Below are 14,431 nucleotides of genomic sequence, written 5' to 3' on the forward strand. Positions count from 1 at the left end.
GGCAAATTGGCAGCAAAAGCGCGACACCCGGGCCGCCCGCTTCACGGCTGGGCCGGGAAAATGTGATGGAATCGTTGACTAGGCACGACCGCCCACCGCCGGGGTGCGTGCATTCGCTAAATAGACAACCTCAACAACCAACAGGGTGGCGCGCGTGGGCTTGATGGCAGATGTTCCCGCCTGGTACTGGCAAGTGTTGGGCGCGATATGCGGCCTGGGACTGGGCCTGGTGCTGGGTGCGCTGCACAAGCGCAGAAGCAGCAAGGGCAGCGCCGCCGGTGCGCCGCGTGCGCAGGCCGCCGGGCCGTCCAGCACCGTGCCGCTGCCACCCCGACCCAGCCGCCCGCCTGGCGCCACCGGCATGGCACCGGCCGCCGCGGCCCAGCCAGCCGCCGGCGAAGCCGGCCCGTCCCAGCGCCTGCTGGAAAAGCTGCGCGAGACCAACCTGGACCTGAACGCCAAGCTGCGCGCCGCGACAGACCAGCACGCGCGCGACATCCTGGAACGCAGCCAGACCCAGCAGTCCGACCAGATGCGCCATGAGCGGCAGCTCGAAGAACTGCGCCAGGCCCATTCGTCCGAACTCTCGCACCTGATGTCGGCCATGGTCGAGCAGGTCGATGCGATGCAGCGCGAGCATGCCGCCCAGGTGCACACGCTGGAAGGCGAGATCGAGCGGCTGAAGCGCGCCTCTCAGACCAGCGCCGAAGCCGCCGCCTCCGAAGCCTTGACCCGCCCGGTCACGATGACCATGGGCGGCGACATGCGGCCACTGCCAGCGGCCCCACCCGGGCCGCCCACGCGGCCCCGCTCCTCTTCGCACTGAGCCGACGTGCCGCCGCCGTTGCTCCCCGCATGTCGCTGAACTCGCTTGCCCTGGTCCACGCCGCCTGGCTGCTGGTCGGCCTGGTTCTGGGCCTGGTGCTGGGCTGGCGCATTGGCCCCGGCCGTCACCCGAAAGCCGCTTCCCAGCTGGCCACCGCCCTGCGCAACGAAGCCGGCCTGAAGCGCGATGTGGAGCGCATGCGTGAGCTGCAGACCGAGCTGCGCGGCCGGCTGGCCGATGCCACAGCCCGCCACAGCCAGCAGCTCGAACAGCTGAAAACCATCCACGGCGCAGCGATGGCCCAGGCCGACGAAGAACTCAAGCGGGCGCAGACCAAGCTGCTGCACCTGATCGACGCGGTCGAGCAAGGCCAGCCAATGTCGCCCAGCGCTTTCCAGAGCACCCAGTTCGAAGACCCGCCAGCCACCGCGGCGGTGCCGACCACGGCAGTGCGCCCGCCGCAGGCCTGAGGCTCAAGGCCTTGCCGGCTTGAAATCCGCCGGCCCGGCCTCACGATCAGGCCATGGACACCGAAGCTCGCACCCTGCTCGCCTGCCCGCACTGCGGCGCCACCAACCGCGTGCCCAGCGCACGCCTGGCCGAAGACCCGGTCTGCGGCCGCTGCGGCACCGCGCTGGCCGACGGCCACCCCGTGACGTTGACCGACGCCAACTTCGACGCCTTCGTGCGCGCCAGCGGGCTGCCAGTGGTGGTGGACTTCTGGGCCGAATGGTGCGGCCCCTGCCGCATGATGGCGCCGCAGTTCGAGCAGGCCGCCGCGCAGCTCAAGGGCAAGGTGGTGTTCGCCAAGGTCAACAGCGACGAAAACCCGCGGGTCTCGGCCCGCTTCGGCATCCGCAGCATTCCCACGCTGCTCAAGCTCAAGGGCGGCCAGGAGGCGGACCGTCAGGCGGGCGCTCGGCCGGCTGCCGCCATCGCCCAGTTCGCGGCCAGCTGAATCAGCCCGCCAGGCGCTGCTGCGCGTAACTGACGAACCAGCCCACCGCGCCGGCGTTCGCCATCGCGTCCGGGTTCAGCACCTTCTCCGCCGCCTCGCCCAGCAGCAGCTTCTTCACCGGCAGCTCCATCTTCTTGCCCGACAGCGTCCGCGGCACCGCCGGCACCTGCAGCACCACGTCGGGCACGTGGCGCGGCGACAGCGCCTGGCGGATGCCGGCCTTCAGCCGCGCGACCAGCGCCTCGTCCAACGCCAGCCCCTCGCGCAGCACCACGAACAGTGGCATGAACGACGGCCGGCCCAGGTACTCCAGGTCCACCACCAGGCTGTCCAGCACCTCGGGCTCGGCTTCGACCGCGCGGTACAGCTCGGCCGTGCCCATGCGGATGCCGTGGCGGTTGATGGTCGCGTCGCTGCGGCCGTAGATGATGGCGCCAGCCGCACCAGCGTCCGGATGCGGCACGATGCGCAGCCAGTCGCCATGCCGCCAGACGCCGGGATAAGTGTCGAAATAGCTGTCGTGCAGGCGTTGACCTTGCGGCCCTGGCGGCTGGTCACCCCAGAAGTACAGCGGCATCGAAGGCATCGGCGCGGTGCACACCAGCTCGCCCACCTCATCGATCAGCGGCCGGCCACGTCCCTCGTCATCGGGCTCGCTGAAGGCCTGCACCGCAGCACCCAGGCAGCGGCACTGCATCTCGCCGGCGACCACCGGCAGGGCGGGCGTGCCGGCCAGGAAGGCGCCGGCGAAGTCGGTGCCGCCGGAGATGCAGGAGATCCAGATCGGCCGGCCACCGGGCCGCGGCAGCTGCTGCCAGATCCATTCGTAGCACTCGGGTGCCAGTGGCGAGCCGGTCGAGCCGACCGCGCGCAGGCGGTGCAGGTCGGCCACCTGCTGCGGCGCCACCCCAGCCTTCAGGCAAGCAGCGTAGAACGCCGCGCCGGCGCCGAAGAAGGTGCAGCCGGCCAGGCCGGCAAAGCGCCACAGCGTGGACCAATCCGGCGCGCCCGAATGGCCATTGGCGGGCGCTGCCGGTGAGCCGTCGAACAGGCAGACCGTGGTGCCGCTGAGCAGGCCGGCAACCTGGCTGTTCCACATGATCCAGCCGGTGCTGCTGTACCAGTGGAAGCGGTCACCGCCAACGGCGCTTGGCGCCAGGTCGTTGTGCAGCCCGCCCATCTTCAGCGCCTCCAGCACCACGCCGCCGTGGCCGTGCACGATGGGCTTGGGCAGTCCTGTCGTGCCGCTGGAATAGACGATCCACAGCGGATGATCGAAGGGCAGCCAGGCCGGGGCCAGCGGTGCGGGGACTTGCGCCTCACCGGGCAGCAGCGCGTCGGCCACCAACGCCGAAAAGTCCAGACGCGGACAGCCGCCCCCTGCGTCGTCCCATGGCAGGTCCAGCACGTCCACGGCCACCTGCAGCTTCAGGCTGGGCAAGGTTTGCTGCAGTTGCGCCACCAGCGCGCGCCGGTCATGCGCCTGGCCGCCGTGGCGGTAGCCGTCGCAGGCGATCAGCGCCACCGGCGCGATCTGCCGCCAGCGGTCCAGCACCGCCACCGGCCCCATGTCCGGCGAGCAGACCGACCACACGGCCCCCAGGCTGGCGCAGGCCAGGAAGGCCACGATGGTCTCGGGCCGGTTCGGCAGCAGCGCCGCCACCCGATCGCCGCGCTGCACGCCCAGCGCCTGCAGCCGCGCGGCCAGCAGGCCGACCTGGCGCCGCAGCGACGGCCAGTCCAGCTGACGAAGCTCGCCACGCGCCAGGCCAGGCTCGTCGGTCCACACGATGGCCGGATGGCCGGCGGCATGCGCCGCGTCCGCATGCCGCAGCACCTGCTGCGCATAGCTGACCTGGGCGCCGGGAAACCACTGCGCGCCCGGCATGCGCCGCTCGGCCAGCACCGTGCGATGCGGCGTGGGCGACTGCAGGTCGAAGTATTCCCACACCGCCTGCCAGAAGCTTTCCAGCTCGTCGACCGACCACTGCCACAGCGCGTCGTAGCTGGCGAAACGCCGCCCGCTGCGCGCCTCCAGCCAGCGCTCGAAACGGATCAGCTGAGGTTCCGGCAGGGCAGCGGCATCACGTGTCATGCCGGCAGACTAGGCAGCTTTGCTGCACCGCGCCATCCGGGCTGCCCCGGGGCCCAAAAACTTCAGGCCTTCTTCAGGCTGTTGTCCACGTCCACGTAATGCCAGAAGTCGTTGTGGAAGACCGGTCGGCGGTAGCCCTGCACCCACGGGTGCGCCATGTCCGTCACGTAGCGGTGCACGTGGTTCTTGTAGGGTGCATAGGCCACGGCAATGCGCTTGGCTTCCTGGAACAGGGCCAGGCGCTCCGGGCCATCGGGCAAGGCCTTCATCTTGTCGTAGATCGCATCGAACTGCTTGTTCTTGAAGCGCGCCAGGTTCGCGCCACCGCTCATGGGCCCGTAGAGCCGGCCCAGCGCACCCTGCCCGTCGGGCTGGGACGATGACGAGGCCACGTCCCAGATCATGGCCTTGCCGGCCTGCGCGGTGCGCAGGTTCTCGGGCCACTTGGCGATACGCAGGTCCACCTTCAGGCCGATGGCCTGCATGTCGCGTTGCCAGATCTCTTCCAGCCCGCGGGTGAATTGGTCAGGCTGGGTGTTCTTGACCAGCACCAGCGGGCTGCCGTCGGGCATTTCACGCCAGCCGTCGCCGTCCTTGTCCAGGTAGCCGTAGAGATCCAGCAGCGCCCGCGCCCGGCCCGGGTCGAAGTCGCTCATCTCGGTCTTGAACTTCGGGTCGTAGCCGGTCGTGTGCGGCACTTCCATCGCCTGCGCTGGAATGGCCTGGCCACGGCGACCGAGGCTGATCTCGCGCTGGATGTTGGTGCCCAGGTTGATCGCGCGCCGCAGCGCCACCTTGTCTGGCGTGTAGCCGCCAATGACCGGATGCTCCATGTTGTACAGCGTGACCACCACGTCCCAGTACAGCGTGCGATAGCCCTGGATGCCTTGGTGCTTCAGGTTGGCCGCCAGCTTGCCACCCGGCATCGCGATGTTGATGAACTCCTCGGGCACACGCTCGATGAAGTCGTGCTGCTGGTTCAGGAAGGACAGCCAGCGCGGCTGGTTCTCCTCAATGATGGACACCTCCACACGGTCCACCAGCGGCAGGCGGCGCCCCTTGTACTTGGCCAGCATCGCCTGGCCTTCGGCGTCGTCGGCCGCCGGCTCGGCGTCGTACAGCACTTCGCGGTACTGCGGGTTGCGCTCCAGCGCCACCAGCGAGCTGCGCCGCCACTGCACCAGCTTGAACGGGCCGGTGCCCACCGGATGGGCCGGGATCTGGTCGCCGTAGCGTTCCACGACTTCGCGCGCCAAAGCCCCGTACAGGTCGCCTTGCGCCAAGAACTCGACCAAGCGCGGTTGCGGCTCACGCACTTCAAAGCGAATGGTGTAACGATCCAATGCCCGCAGGCCAGCCACTTCTCGCTCGTAGTCGAATGGCGTGCGCTTGCTCAGCGCTTCTTCGCGCACCTCGGCGAGGCCGACAAGGCGAAGTTCTTCCAGCTCACCCCAAGCCGGGCTCTTGTTGGCAGGATCGGCGAAGCGCTTGATGCTGTAGACGTAGTCCTGCGCCACCAGCTCGCGCGGTTTGCCACCAAATGCCTCATCGTCGGTGAAGAAGATGCCGGGCTTGAGCTTGACGGTGAAGACGCGAAAGTCAGCCGACACCTCGGGCAAGGCTGCCGCCGTCAGCGGCTTGATCTTGGCCGGCTCGGCCAGGTAGTCGTATCCGTACAGGCCCTCGAACAGGTGCGCGGTGATGATGCGCGAATAGAGGTCCGACAGCTTGGCCGGATCAAAGCCGGTTTCGGCGACACGGAAGGCGTAGCGCAGGACCTTGGGGCTGACGTCGCCCGCTGAAGGTGCTGCGCTGGCCAAGCCCGGCGCCAGCAAACCACCCGCAGCGGCAGCGGCCATGCCAAGGGCCGTGCGGCGGCCCGGGTTCACGGGCGCATCAAGGTCAATGCTGCTCATCTCAGGCTTTTCGCTTGCTGTCGTCCACGTCCACGTACTGCCACCAGTCCTGCCAGAAGTCCGGCCGGCGGTAGCCGATGATCCACGGGTGGGCCATGTCGGTCACGTAGCGGTGCAGGTGGCACTTGTAGGGCGCGTAGGCAATGGCAATGCGCTTGGCTTCGCGGAACAGGGCATTGCGCTCGGGGCCGTCCGGGATGCCTTGCATCTTCAGGTAGATCTCGTCGAGGGCTTTGTTCTCGAAGCGCGCCAGGTTGGCACTGCCCTTCAACGGCCCATACAGTCGGCCGAGCGCGCCCTGCCCATCGGGCTGGGCGGCCGATGAAGCGACGCCCCAGATCATCACGCTGCCGGCTTGCGCTGCCCGCAGATTCTCGGGCCATTTGTTGGCACTGAATTCGATCTTCAGGCCCAGCGCATTCATGTTGCGCTGCCAAAGCTCATCCAGTTGGCGCGACTTCTGATCCGGTTGCGTGTGCTTGATCAGCACCAGCGGGCTGCCATCGGGCTGCTCGCGCCAGCCATCGCCGTCCTTGTCCACGTAGCCGAACATGTCCAGCAGCGCGCGAGCGCGCGCCGGATCGTAGTCGCTCATCTCGGACTTGAAGTGCGGGTCGTAGCCGGTCGTGTTGGGCACTTCCATCGCCTGGGCCTTGATGCCCTGGCCGCGGCGAACCTGGTCGATCTCGCGCTGGATGTCCACGCCCAGGTTGATCGCGCGCCGCAGCGCCACTCTCTCGGGCGTGTAGCCGCCGATGACCGGATGCTCCATGTTGTAGAGCGTCAGCACGATGTCGGACGTCAGCACACGATAGCCCTGGACGCCGTGGCGCTTCAGGTTGGGTGCCACCTGCCCGCCGGGCATCGCAGTGGTGATGAACTCCTCGGGCACCCGTTCGACGAAGTCGTTCTGCTGGTTCAGGAAGGACAGCCAACGCGGCTGGTTCTCTTCGATGATGGAGACCTCGACGCGGTCGATCATCGGCAGCCGGCGGCCCTTGAACCTGGCCAGCAAGGCCTGGCCTTCGGCATCGTCCGCAGCCGGCTCCGCCGCGTAAAGCATCTCCCGATACTCCGGGTTGCGCTCCAGCACAATCAGCGAGCTGCGGCGCCACTGCACCAGCTTGAACGGGCCGGTGCCCACCGGATGCGCGGGGATCTGCTCGCCATAGTGCTCGACCACCTCACGGGCCACGGCGCCATACAGGTCGCCGCCCGCCAGAAGCTCCAGCAGACGCGGCCGCGCGGCGACCACCTCGAAACGGATCGTGTAACGATCCAGCGCCCGCAAGCCCGGCACTTCACGGTCGTAGTCGAACGGCGTGCGCTTGGCCAGCGACTCTTCGCGCAGCGCGTTCAGGCCAATGAAGTCCGCCTCTTCCAGGTCACCCCAGGGTGGCGCCTTGTTGGCCGGGTCGGCAAAACGCTTCAGCGCATAGACATAGTCCTGTGCCACCAGCTCGCGCGGCTTGCCACCAAAAGCCTCGTCGCTGGCGAAGAAGATGCCCGGCTTGATCTTGACCGTGTAGACGCGGAAGTCGGCCGAGATCTCAGGCATCGCGGCAGCAGTCAGCGGCTTGATCTTCGCCGGGCGCGCCAGGTGGTCGTAGGTGAAGAGCCCTTCGAAGATGTGCTGCGTGACGATGCGCGAATAGATGTCCGACAGCTTGGGCGGATCGAAACCGGTCTCGGCGATCTGGAACGCGTAGCGAAGCACTTTCTTGCCGCCAGCGGTGGCTGCCGGCGCCGGCGCGGCCATGCCCAGCGCGGGTATCGCCAAGCCGGCAGCTGCGGCCGCGGAAAAGCCCAGCACTTGCCGGCGGCTAGGGTCGATTGGCAACAAAGAGGTATCGGAATCGGTGCTCATCGGAATCTCAGGTCTTGCGCTGGCTGTCGTCCACATCCACGTACTGCCACCAGTCGTTCCAGAAGACCGGACGGCGGTAGCCGACGATCCACGGGCGGGCCATGTCGGTGATGTAGCGGTGCAGGTGGATCTTGTAGGGGGCGTAGGCCACGGCGATGCGCTTGGCCTGCACAAACAGCGCTTCCCGCTCGGGTCCGTCGGGCAGCACCAGCGCCTTGCGGTAGAGCGCGTCGAACTGCTCGTTCTTGAAGCGGGCGTAGTTGCCGCTGCCGGCCTGCGGGCCGTAGTACAGGCCCAGCGTGCTTTGTCCGTCGTACTGCGCTGCGCTGATGCCCAGCCACCACATCATCAGGCTGCCAGCCTGCACCGCGCGCAGGTTCTCGGGCCACTGCGCCGGGCGGATCTCGGCCCTGATGCCAATGGCCTTCATGTCGCGCTGCCAGCGTTCGTCCAGCGCACGCGAGAGCTGGTCGGTCTGGCTGGCACGCCACACGCGCAGCGGGCTGCCATCGGGCTGCTCGCGCCAGCCATCGCCGTCGCGGTCCAGGTAGCCGTAAAGGTCCAGCAGCGCCTTGGACCGGGCCGGGTCGTAATCACCCATCTCGGACTTGAACTTCGGGTCGTATCCGGAGGTGTTCGGAATGAACGGCGACTGCGCCGTGTAGCCCTGGCCGCGACGCACGATGTCGATCTCGGCCCGGATGTCCATTGCCAGGTTCATGGCCCGGCGCAGCGCGATCCTCTCCGGGGTGTAGCCCCCCACCACCGGGTCCTCCATGTTGTAGACGGAGATGACGATGTCCGGCGCCTGTGAGCGGTAGCCCTGTACACCATGCTTGGCCAGGTTGGCCGCCACCTTGCCTGCAGGCATGGCCTGGCTGATGTACTCCTCGGGCACACGCTCGATGAAGTCGTACTCCTGGTTCAGGAAGGACAGCCAGCGCGGCTGCGGCTCCTCGATGATGGCCACTTCCACGCGGTCGATCATCGGCAGCCGCCTGCCCTTGAAGCGGGCCAGCAGGGCTTGGCCTTCGGCGTCATCCGCCGCGGGCTGTGCGTCGTAAAAGCGCTCGCGGTAGGCCGGGTTGCGCGCCAGGGTGATCAGCGAGCTGCGGCGCCAGTTGGCGAGGATGAACGGGCCGGTGCCGACCGGGTGCGCGGCGATCTGGTCGCCGTAGAACTCGACGACCTCGCGCGCCACCGCGCCGCGCAGGCTGCTGTCAGCCAGCGATTCGATCAACCGGGGGCGGCTTTCCTTCAGCTCGATGCGCAGCGTGTGCCGGTCCAGCGCACGGAAGCCCGGCAACACCTTGTCGTAGTCGAAGGGCTTGTGCGAAGCGATGGCTTCATCGCGCGCCTCGTTGAGCCCGACGATGTTCAGCTCTTCCAGGTCGCTCCAGCTGGGCGCCTTGTTGGCCGGGTCGGCAAAACGCTTGAAGGCGTAGATGAAGTCTTCGGCCACCAGTTCGCGCTTCCCACCCTTGAAGGCCGGATCGTCCGCAAAGAAGATGCCGGGCTTGAGCTTGATCGTGAAGACCTTGAAGTCGGCCGAGGCCTCGGGCATGCCATCGGCCGTCAGGGGCTTGATCACCGGCGGACGCGCCAGGTGGTCGTAGGTGTAGAGACCTTCGAAGAGGTGGCTGGTGATGATGCGTGAGTACAGGTCCGACAACGGAGCCGGATCGAAGCCGGTTTCGGCTGCGCGCAACGCATAGCGGAGCACCTTCTGGCCACCGGACTCGGCCACACTGGGCGTGGCCAGGCCTGCCAACGGCGCGAACAGGCCGCCGGCCACGACGGCCATCGCCACACCCAGGCCCTGGCGCCGCCTGCGGTCAATCAATTCGGGAAAGACGTCTTTGCTCATCTCGTTCAAGCCTTGCGCTGGCTTTCGTCCACGTCGATGTACTGCCACCAGTCCAGCCAGAACAGCGGCCGGCGGTAGCCGACGATCCACGGGCGGGCCAGGTCGGTCACATAGCGGTGCAGGTGGATCTTGTAGGGGGCGTAGGCCACGGCGATGCGCTTGGCCTGCAGAAACAAGGCCTCGCGCTCCGGGCCGTCCGGCAGCACCAGCATCTTGCGGTAGACCTCGTCGAACTGGTCGTTCTTGAAGCGGGCGAGGTTGCCGGCACCGGCCTGCGGGCCGTAGTAGAGCGTGAGCGCGCCCTGGCCGTCGTACTGCGCGGCGCTCAGGCCCAGGAACCACATCATCAGCTTGCCGGCCTCCGCCGTGCGCAGGTTCTCCGGCCACTGCGCCACACGCAGTTCGACCTTGATGCCAATCGCGGTCATGTCGCGCTGCCAGCGCTCCGACAAGGCCACGTATTGCTGATCGCTCTGGGTGGCATGCCAGATGCGCAGCGGACTACCGTCGGGTTGCTCGCGCCAGCCGTCGCCGTCGCGGTCCACGTAGCCATAGAGGTCCAGCAGCGCCTTGGCCTTGGCCGGGTCGTAGTCACCCATCTCGGAGCGGAACTTCGGGTCGTATCCCGACGTGTGCGGCACGATGGGCGATTGGCCCGGAATGCCCTGGCCACGCCGCACGATGTCGATCTCTCGGCGCACGTCCATCGCCAGGTTCATCGCCCGGCGCAGCGCGATCTTTTCCGGCGTGTAGCCGCCGACCACCGGGTCCTCCATGTTGTAGAGCGTGAGGAACTGGTCTGGCGCCAGGGACTGGTAGCCCTTCACGCCGTGGTGGGCGAGGCCGGGCACGACCTTGCCACCGGGCATGGCCTGGTTGATGTACTCCTCGGGCACGACGTCCAGGAAGTCATGCTCCTTGTTCAGGAAGGACAGCCAGCGCGGCTGAGGTTCTTCAATGATGGAAACCTCGACCCGGTCCAGCATCGGCAGCCGGCGGCCCTTGAAGCGCGCCAGCAAGGCCTGGCCTTCGGCATCGTCGGCAGCCGGCTGGGCGTCGTAATAGTGTTCGCGGTAGGCAGGGTTGCGCGCCAGCGTGATCAGCGAACTGCGCCGCCAGGCCGCCAGCACGAATGGCCCGGTGCCGACCGGGTGGGCACTGATCTGGTCGCCATAGTGCTCGACCACCTCGCGCGCCACCGCGCCACGCAAGCTGCAGTCGGCCAGCGATTCGATCAGCCGCGGCCGCGTGTCGCGCAGTTCGAGGCGCAGCGTGTAGCGGTCGAGCGCACGGATGCCGGGCACCACGCGGTCGTAGTCAAACGGCTTGCGCGAGGCGATGGTCTCATCCCGCTGCTCGTTCAAGCCGACAAACTTCAGCTCCTCCAGGTCGCTCCAGCTTTGCGACTTGTTGGCCGGGTCGGCAAAACGCTTGAAGGTGTAGACATAGTCTTGCGCCACCAATTCACGCGGCTTGCCCTGGAAGACCGGATCGTCGGCGAAGAAGATGCCAGGCCTGACCTTGATCGTGAAGACCTTGAAGTCGGCCGAGGTCTCGGGCATGCCTTCGGCGGTCAGGGGCTTGATCAGCGCGGGCCGAGCCAGGTGGTCGTAGGTGTACAGGCTCTCGAAGATGTGGGCCGTGAGATAGCGCGAATAGAGGTCCGACAGCCGCACCGGGTCCATGCCGGTCTCGGAGGTCTTGAACGCATAGCGCATGACCTTCTGCCCAGCCGGCGTGGTGCTCACAGTGGCAGAAGCGGCAGAAGCGGCAGGATCGGCAGCCCAGCCCAGGCCGGTGGCCCAGAGGCCGGCTGCGGCGCCGGCGGCTTGCAGGCCGCGACGGCGGGCCGGCAACTTCGGCCGAGCGGAAACAACAGTCTTCTTGGTCACGACAACTCTCGGGTGAACCGCCCTTGTGGGGCGTGTGGCGCTCAGCGAATCGCCGCCGCCTGCTTGGCAGCGTCAACATCCACATAGCGGCCGAAGTCCAGCGCGAATGGATGCGTGCGGTAACCGGTCAGCCAGGGCTGGGACAAGTAGATGCGGATGCGATGCACATGAGGCTTGATCGGCAGGTAGACCGCGAGCAAGGACTGCGCCTGCTTCAGCAGCGCATGGCGCTCCGGGCTCTCGGGGGATTCGTCAATGCGCTTCACCAGGGCGTCATACGCCGGCAGGTTGAAGCGCGCCAGATTCTCCGCGCCGATCTCGGGGCCATAGGCCTCGTGCAGGAAGCTGGATCCGTCCGGCGAGGTGGCGGTATTGCCCAGGCCCCAGATTTGAATCTTCCCGGCCTGCGCCTGCTTGAACTGCTCGGGCCACTGACCGATCTCGAACACCATGCGCAGGCCGACCGCCTTCATCGCCTTGGCCCACAGCTCGTTGAACTGCCGGTAGGTCTCGCTGCCGGTGGTGTAGTAGTGCAGGGTCAGCGGTTGGCCATCCGGCAGGTCCCGCCAGCCGTCACCGTCCTTGTCCAGATAGCCGTAGAGGTCCAGCAAGGCCTTGGCCTTGGAGGGGTCGTGTTCGCTGAAGCCGAAGTCCAGCGCAGCGTCGTAGCCCAGGGTGTACGGAACGACCAGGCTGGTGGCGGGAATGCCCAGCCCGCGCCGCACGCGGGTGATTTCGGTGCGATTGTCGTAGGCCAGCGCAATCGCACGCCGCAGCGCGATCTTGTCTGGCGTGTAGCCGCCGACCACCGGATCTTCCATGTTGAAGTAGGTGTAGACATGGTCGGCCTGCAACGTGCGCTCCAGCGTCATGCCCTGCTTGGCCAGGTTGGGGGCCAGTTTGCCGCCGGGCACGGCAATGGGCGCGAACTCCAGCGGCACGCGCACCAGGTCGAACTCCCTGCCCAGGAAGGACAACCAGATGGGCTGCGCCGCCTCGATGATGGAGATCTCGATCTGGTCAACCAGCGGCAGGCGGCGCCCCTTGTACTTGGCCAGCCAGGCCTGGCCGGCGGCGTCGTCGGCGGCGGGCTGCGCGTCGAACAGGTCCTCGCGGAAGCCGGGATTGCGCACCAGCACGATTTTCGAAGCACGCCGCCACTGGGCGAGCTTGAAGGGGCCGGTGCCAACAGGATGGTCGTCGAGCTCTTCGCCATAGCGCTCCACCACCTCGCGCGCCACCGCCCCGAAGTTGTTGGGATTGGCCATGTTCAGGATGAACTGGGGATCGGACCGGCCGAGGTGCACGCTCAGCGTGTAGCGATCCTTCAGTTCCAGGCCGGCCACGGGCGCGTCGTAGTCAAACGGTTGCCTGGTGTCCAGGGCCCGTTGGCGCAGCGCCTCCAGGCCCAGCACGTCGTCTGCGCGATAGTTGCCGTAGACGGGGCTCTTCCAGCGCGGGTCGTAGTAGCGCTTGAAGCTGTACGCGTAATCGGCAGCGGTCAACTCGCGGCGCTTGCCATTGAAGGCGGGGTCATCGGCGAAGTAGATCCCGGGCCGGATGCGAATCGTCCAGGTCTTGAAGTCGGCCGAATGCTCGGGCAGGGCCACGGCGGTGCGCGGCACCAGGACCACCGGGCGCGCCAGGTAATCGTAGGTCAGTGGCGACTCGAAGATGTGCGCAATGATCGTGTTCGAGTACGTGTCCGAAACCCGGGCCGGGTCCAGGCTGGTCTCGGCCGCGTCCAGCGCATAGCGGAAAACCTTCTGCACCACCGCGTCAGGCGGCGTGGCAGAGGTAGCCCAATGGCTGGCGCCTGCCAGCCCTAAGATCAAAGCGATTCTCAGCGCATGGCTTGTGGCCCGCGCCAAACTGCGAATCCGGCCCATGTGCTGCTGCCGCTTCCGTTGCAAAGCCGCAGAGTCTATCCGCGACCCAGGCCTTCCCGCGCCTGGCACAGGGTTTGCGTGAGGAAAGCTCAACAAGGGCGTGGCCCTACACTCTCGCGTTTTCGCCAACTGGCAGCCCGCCACAAGCTGGGTGCGCCTCAACTTCCGCTGTTGCCCCCATGCTCGCTTACCTGATACGGCGCTTGTGGCAGATGATCCCCACCTTGATCGGTGTGGTGCTGCTGGTGTTCGTGCTCTTCAAGTACTTCGGCAGTGACCCTGCCGTGATCCTGGCGGGGCAGAACGCCACCCAGGCCCAGATCGCCGCCATCCGCCAGCAGCTTGGCCTGGACCAGCCCGCCTGGTTCCAGCTGTGGATCTTCATCAAGCAGATCGCCACCTTCGACTGGGGCAAGAGCTGGGCGACCAACGAGGCGGTGAGCCACCTGTTCGCGACCCGCATGCCGGCCACGCTGACCGTCATGATCCCCATCGTGCTGCTGGACACCATCCTGGCCATTCCGGTGGCCCTGGGCGTGGCCTATGTGCGCGGCTCCTGGACCGACCGCACGCTGATGGTGGCCACCACCATCGCGCTGTCGATCTCCTTCCTGGTCTACGTGATCATCGGCCAGTACGTGTTCGGCTTCCAGCTCGGCTGGTTCCCGGTGCAGGGCTGGAGCGATTCGACGCTGACCAACCTGATCGTCTACTGCCCGCTGCCGGTGCTGCTGGCCGTGGCGGTGGGCATCTCACCGCAGACGCGCCTTTACCGCACCTTCTTCCTCGACGAGCTCAGCCATGACTACGTGCGCACCGCACGCGCCAAGGGCCTGAGCGAGCGCAGCGTGTTGTTCAAGCACGTGCTGCGCAACGCGATGATTCCGATCCTGACCAACGTCGGCCTGGCGCTGCCGGGCATCTTCGTGGGCTCGTTCCTGATCGAATTCTTCTTCTCGATTCCCGGCATGGGTCGCGAGGTGTTGCTGGCGGTCAACCGCAGCGACTACCCGGTGATCCAGGCCTCGGCCGTCTACCTGGCGATGATGACGATGTTGATCAACCTGGCCACCGACCTGCTCTACAAGGTTGTGGACCCGCGGGTGGTGCTGAAATGAGCG

At 67.1% G+C, this 14,431-nt stretch carries 10 protein-coding genes; 4 read left to right on the forward strand and 6 right to left on the reverse strand.

The features are described 5' to 3' along the window. The first annotated feature begins 163 nt into the window (after positions 1-163). Genes LRH25_RS05420 through trxC form a run of 3 tightly spaced genes read left to right on the forward strand, consistent with a single transcriptional unit; the run spans position 164 to position 1,784 of the window. Complete coding sequence (locus LRH25_RS05420) at positions 164-826, forward strand: hypothetical protein (protein WP_231010342.1); 663 nt, start codon at positions 164-166, stop codon at positions 824-826. A gap of 29 nt (positions 827-855) precedes the next feature. Next, positions 856-1,296, forward strand: a complete 441-nt coding sequence (locus LRH25_RS05425; protein WP_231010343.1) for a hypothetical protein — start codon at positions 856-858, stop codon at positions 1,294-1,296. A 53-nt stretch (positions 1,297-1,349) separates the two neighbouring features. Next, positions 1,350-1,784, forward strand: a complete 435-nt coding sequence (gene trxC, locus LRH25_RS05430; protein ID WP_231010345.1) for a thioredoxin TrxC — start codon at positions 1,350-1,352, stop codon at positions 1,782-1,784. Position 1,785: 1 nt separating this feature from the next. Here the strand turns inward: trxC and LRH25_RS05435 are convergent, their stop codons facing one another. The 6 genes from LRH25_RS05435 to LRH25_RS05460 form a co-directional block, all read right to left on the reverse strand. Next, positions 1,786-3,879 carry an acetoacetate--CoA ligase gene (locus LRH25_RS05435; RefSeq protein ID WP_231010346.1) on the reverse strand — a complete coding sequence of 698 codons (2,094 nt, stop codon included), beginning with the start codon at positions 3,877-3,879 and terminating at the stop codon, positions 1,786-1,788. Positions 3,880-3,941: 62 nt separating this feature from the next. Continuing rightward, positions 3,942-5,795 (reverse strand): ABC transporter substrate-binding protein, encoded by a 1,854-nt coding sequence (locus LRH25_RS05440; RefSeq protein ID WP_231010353.1) that lies wholly within the window; start codon positions 5,793-5,795, stop codon positions 3,942-3,944. 1 nt (position 5,796) lies between these two features. Continuing rightward, on the reverse strand, positions 5,797-7,662 hold the full coding sequence (locus LRH25_RS05445) for an ABC transporter substrate-binding protein (RefSeq protein ID WP_231010359.1): 1,866 nt from the start codon (positions 7,660-7,662) through the stop codon (positions 5,797-5,799). 7 nt (positions 7,663-7,669) lie between these two features. Beyond that, on the reverse strand, positions 7,670-9,529 hold the full coding sequence (locus tag LRH25_RS05450) for an ABC transporter substrate-binding protein (RefSeq protein ID WP_231010361.1): 1,860 nt from the start codon (positions 9,527-9,529) through the stop codon (positions 7,670-7,672). Between the two features lie 5 nt (positions 9,530-9,534). After that, positions 9,535-11,421, reverse strand: coding sequence for an ABC transporter substrate-binding protein (locus LRH25_RS05455; RefSeq protein ID WP_231010363.1), 1,887 nt, complete (start codon positions 11,419-11,421; stop codon positions 9,535-9,537). Between the two features lie 41 nt (positions 11,422-11,462). After that, on the reverse strand, positions 11,463-13,196 hold the full coding sequence (locus LRH25_RS05460) for an ABC transporter substrate-binding protein (protein ID WP_231010364.1): 1,734 nt from the start codon (positions 13,194-13,196) through the stop codon (positions 11,463-11,465). 293 nt (positions 13,197-13,489) lie between these two features. On the opposite strand from LRH25_RS05460, the gene LRH25_RS05465 reads away from it, so the two are divergent. Continuing rightward, positions 13,490-14,428 carry an ABC transporter permease gene (locus LRH25_RS05465; RefSeq protein ID WP_141286470.1) on the forward strand — a complete coding sequence of 313 codons (939 nt, stop codon included), beginning with the start codon at positions 13,490-13,492 and terminating at the stop codon, positions 14,426-14,428. Positions 14,429-14,431: the final 3 nt, after the last annotated feature.

Source organism: Ideonella azotifigens (assembly GCF_021043325.1).
GTDB classification, from domain to species: domain Bacteria; phylum Pseudomonadota; class Gammaproteobacteria; order Burkholderiales; family Burkholderiaceae_C; genus Ideonella; species Ideonella azotifigens.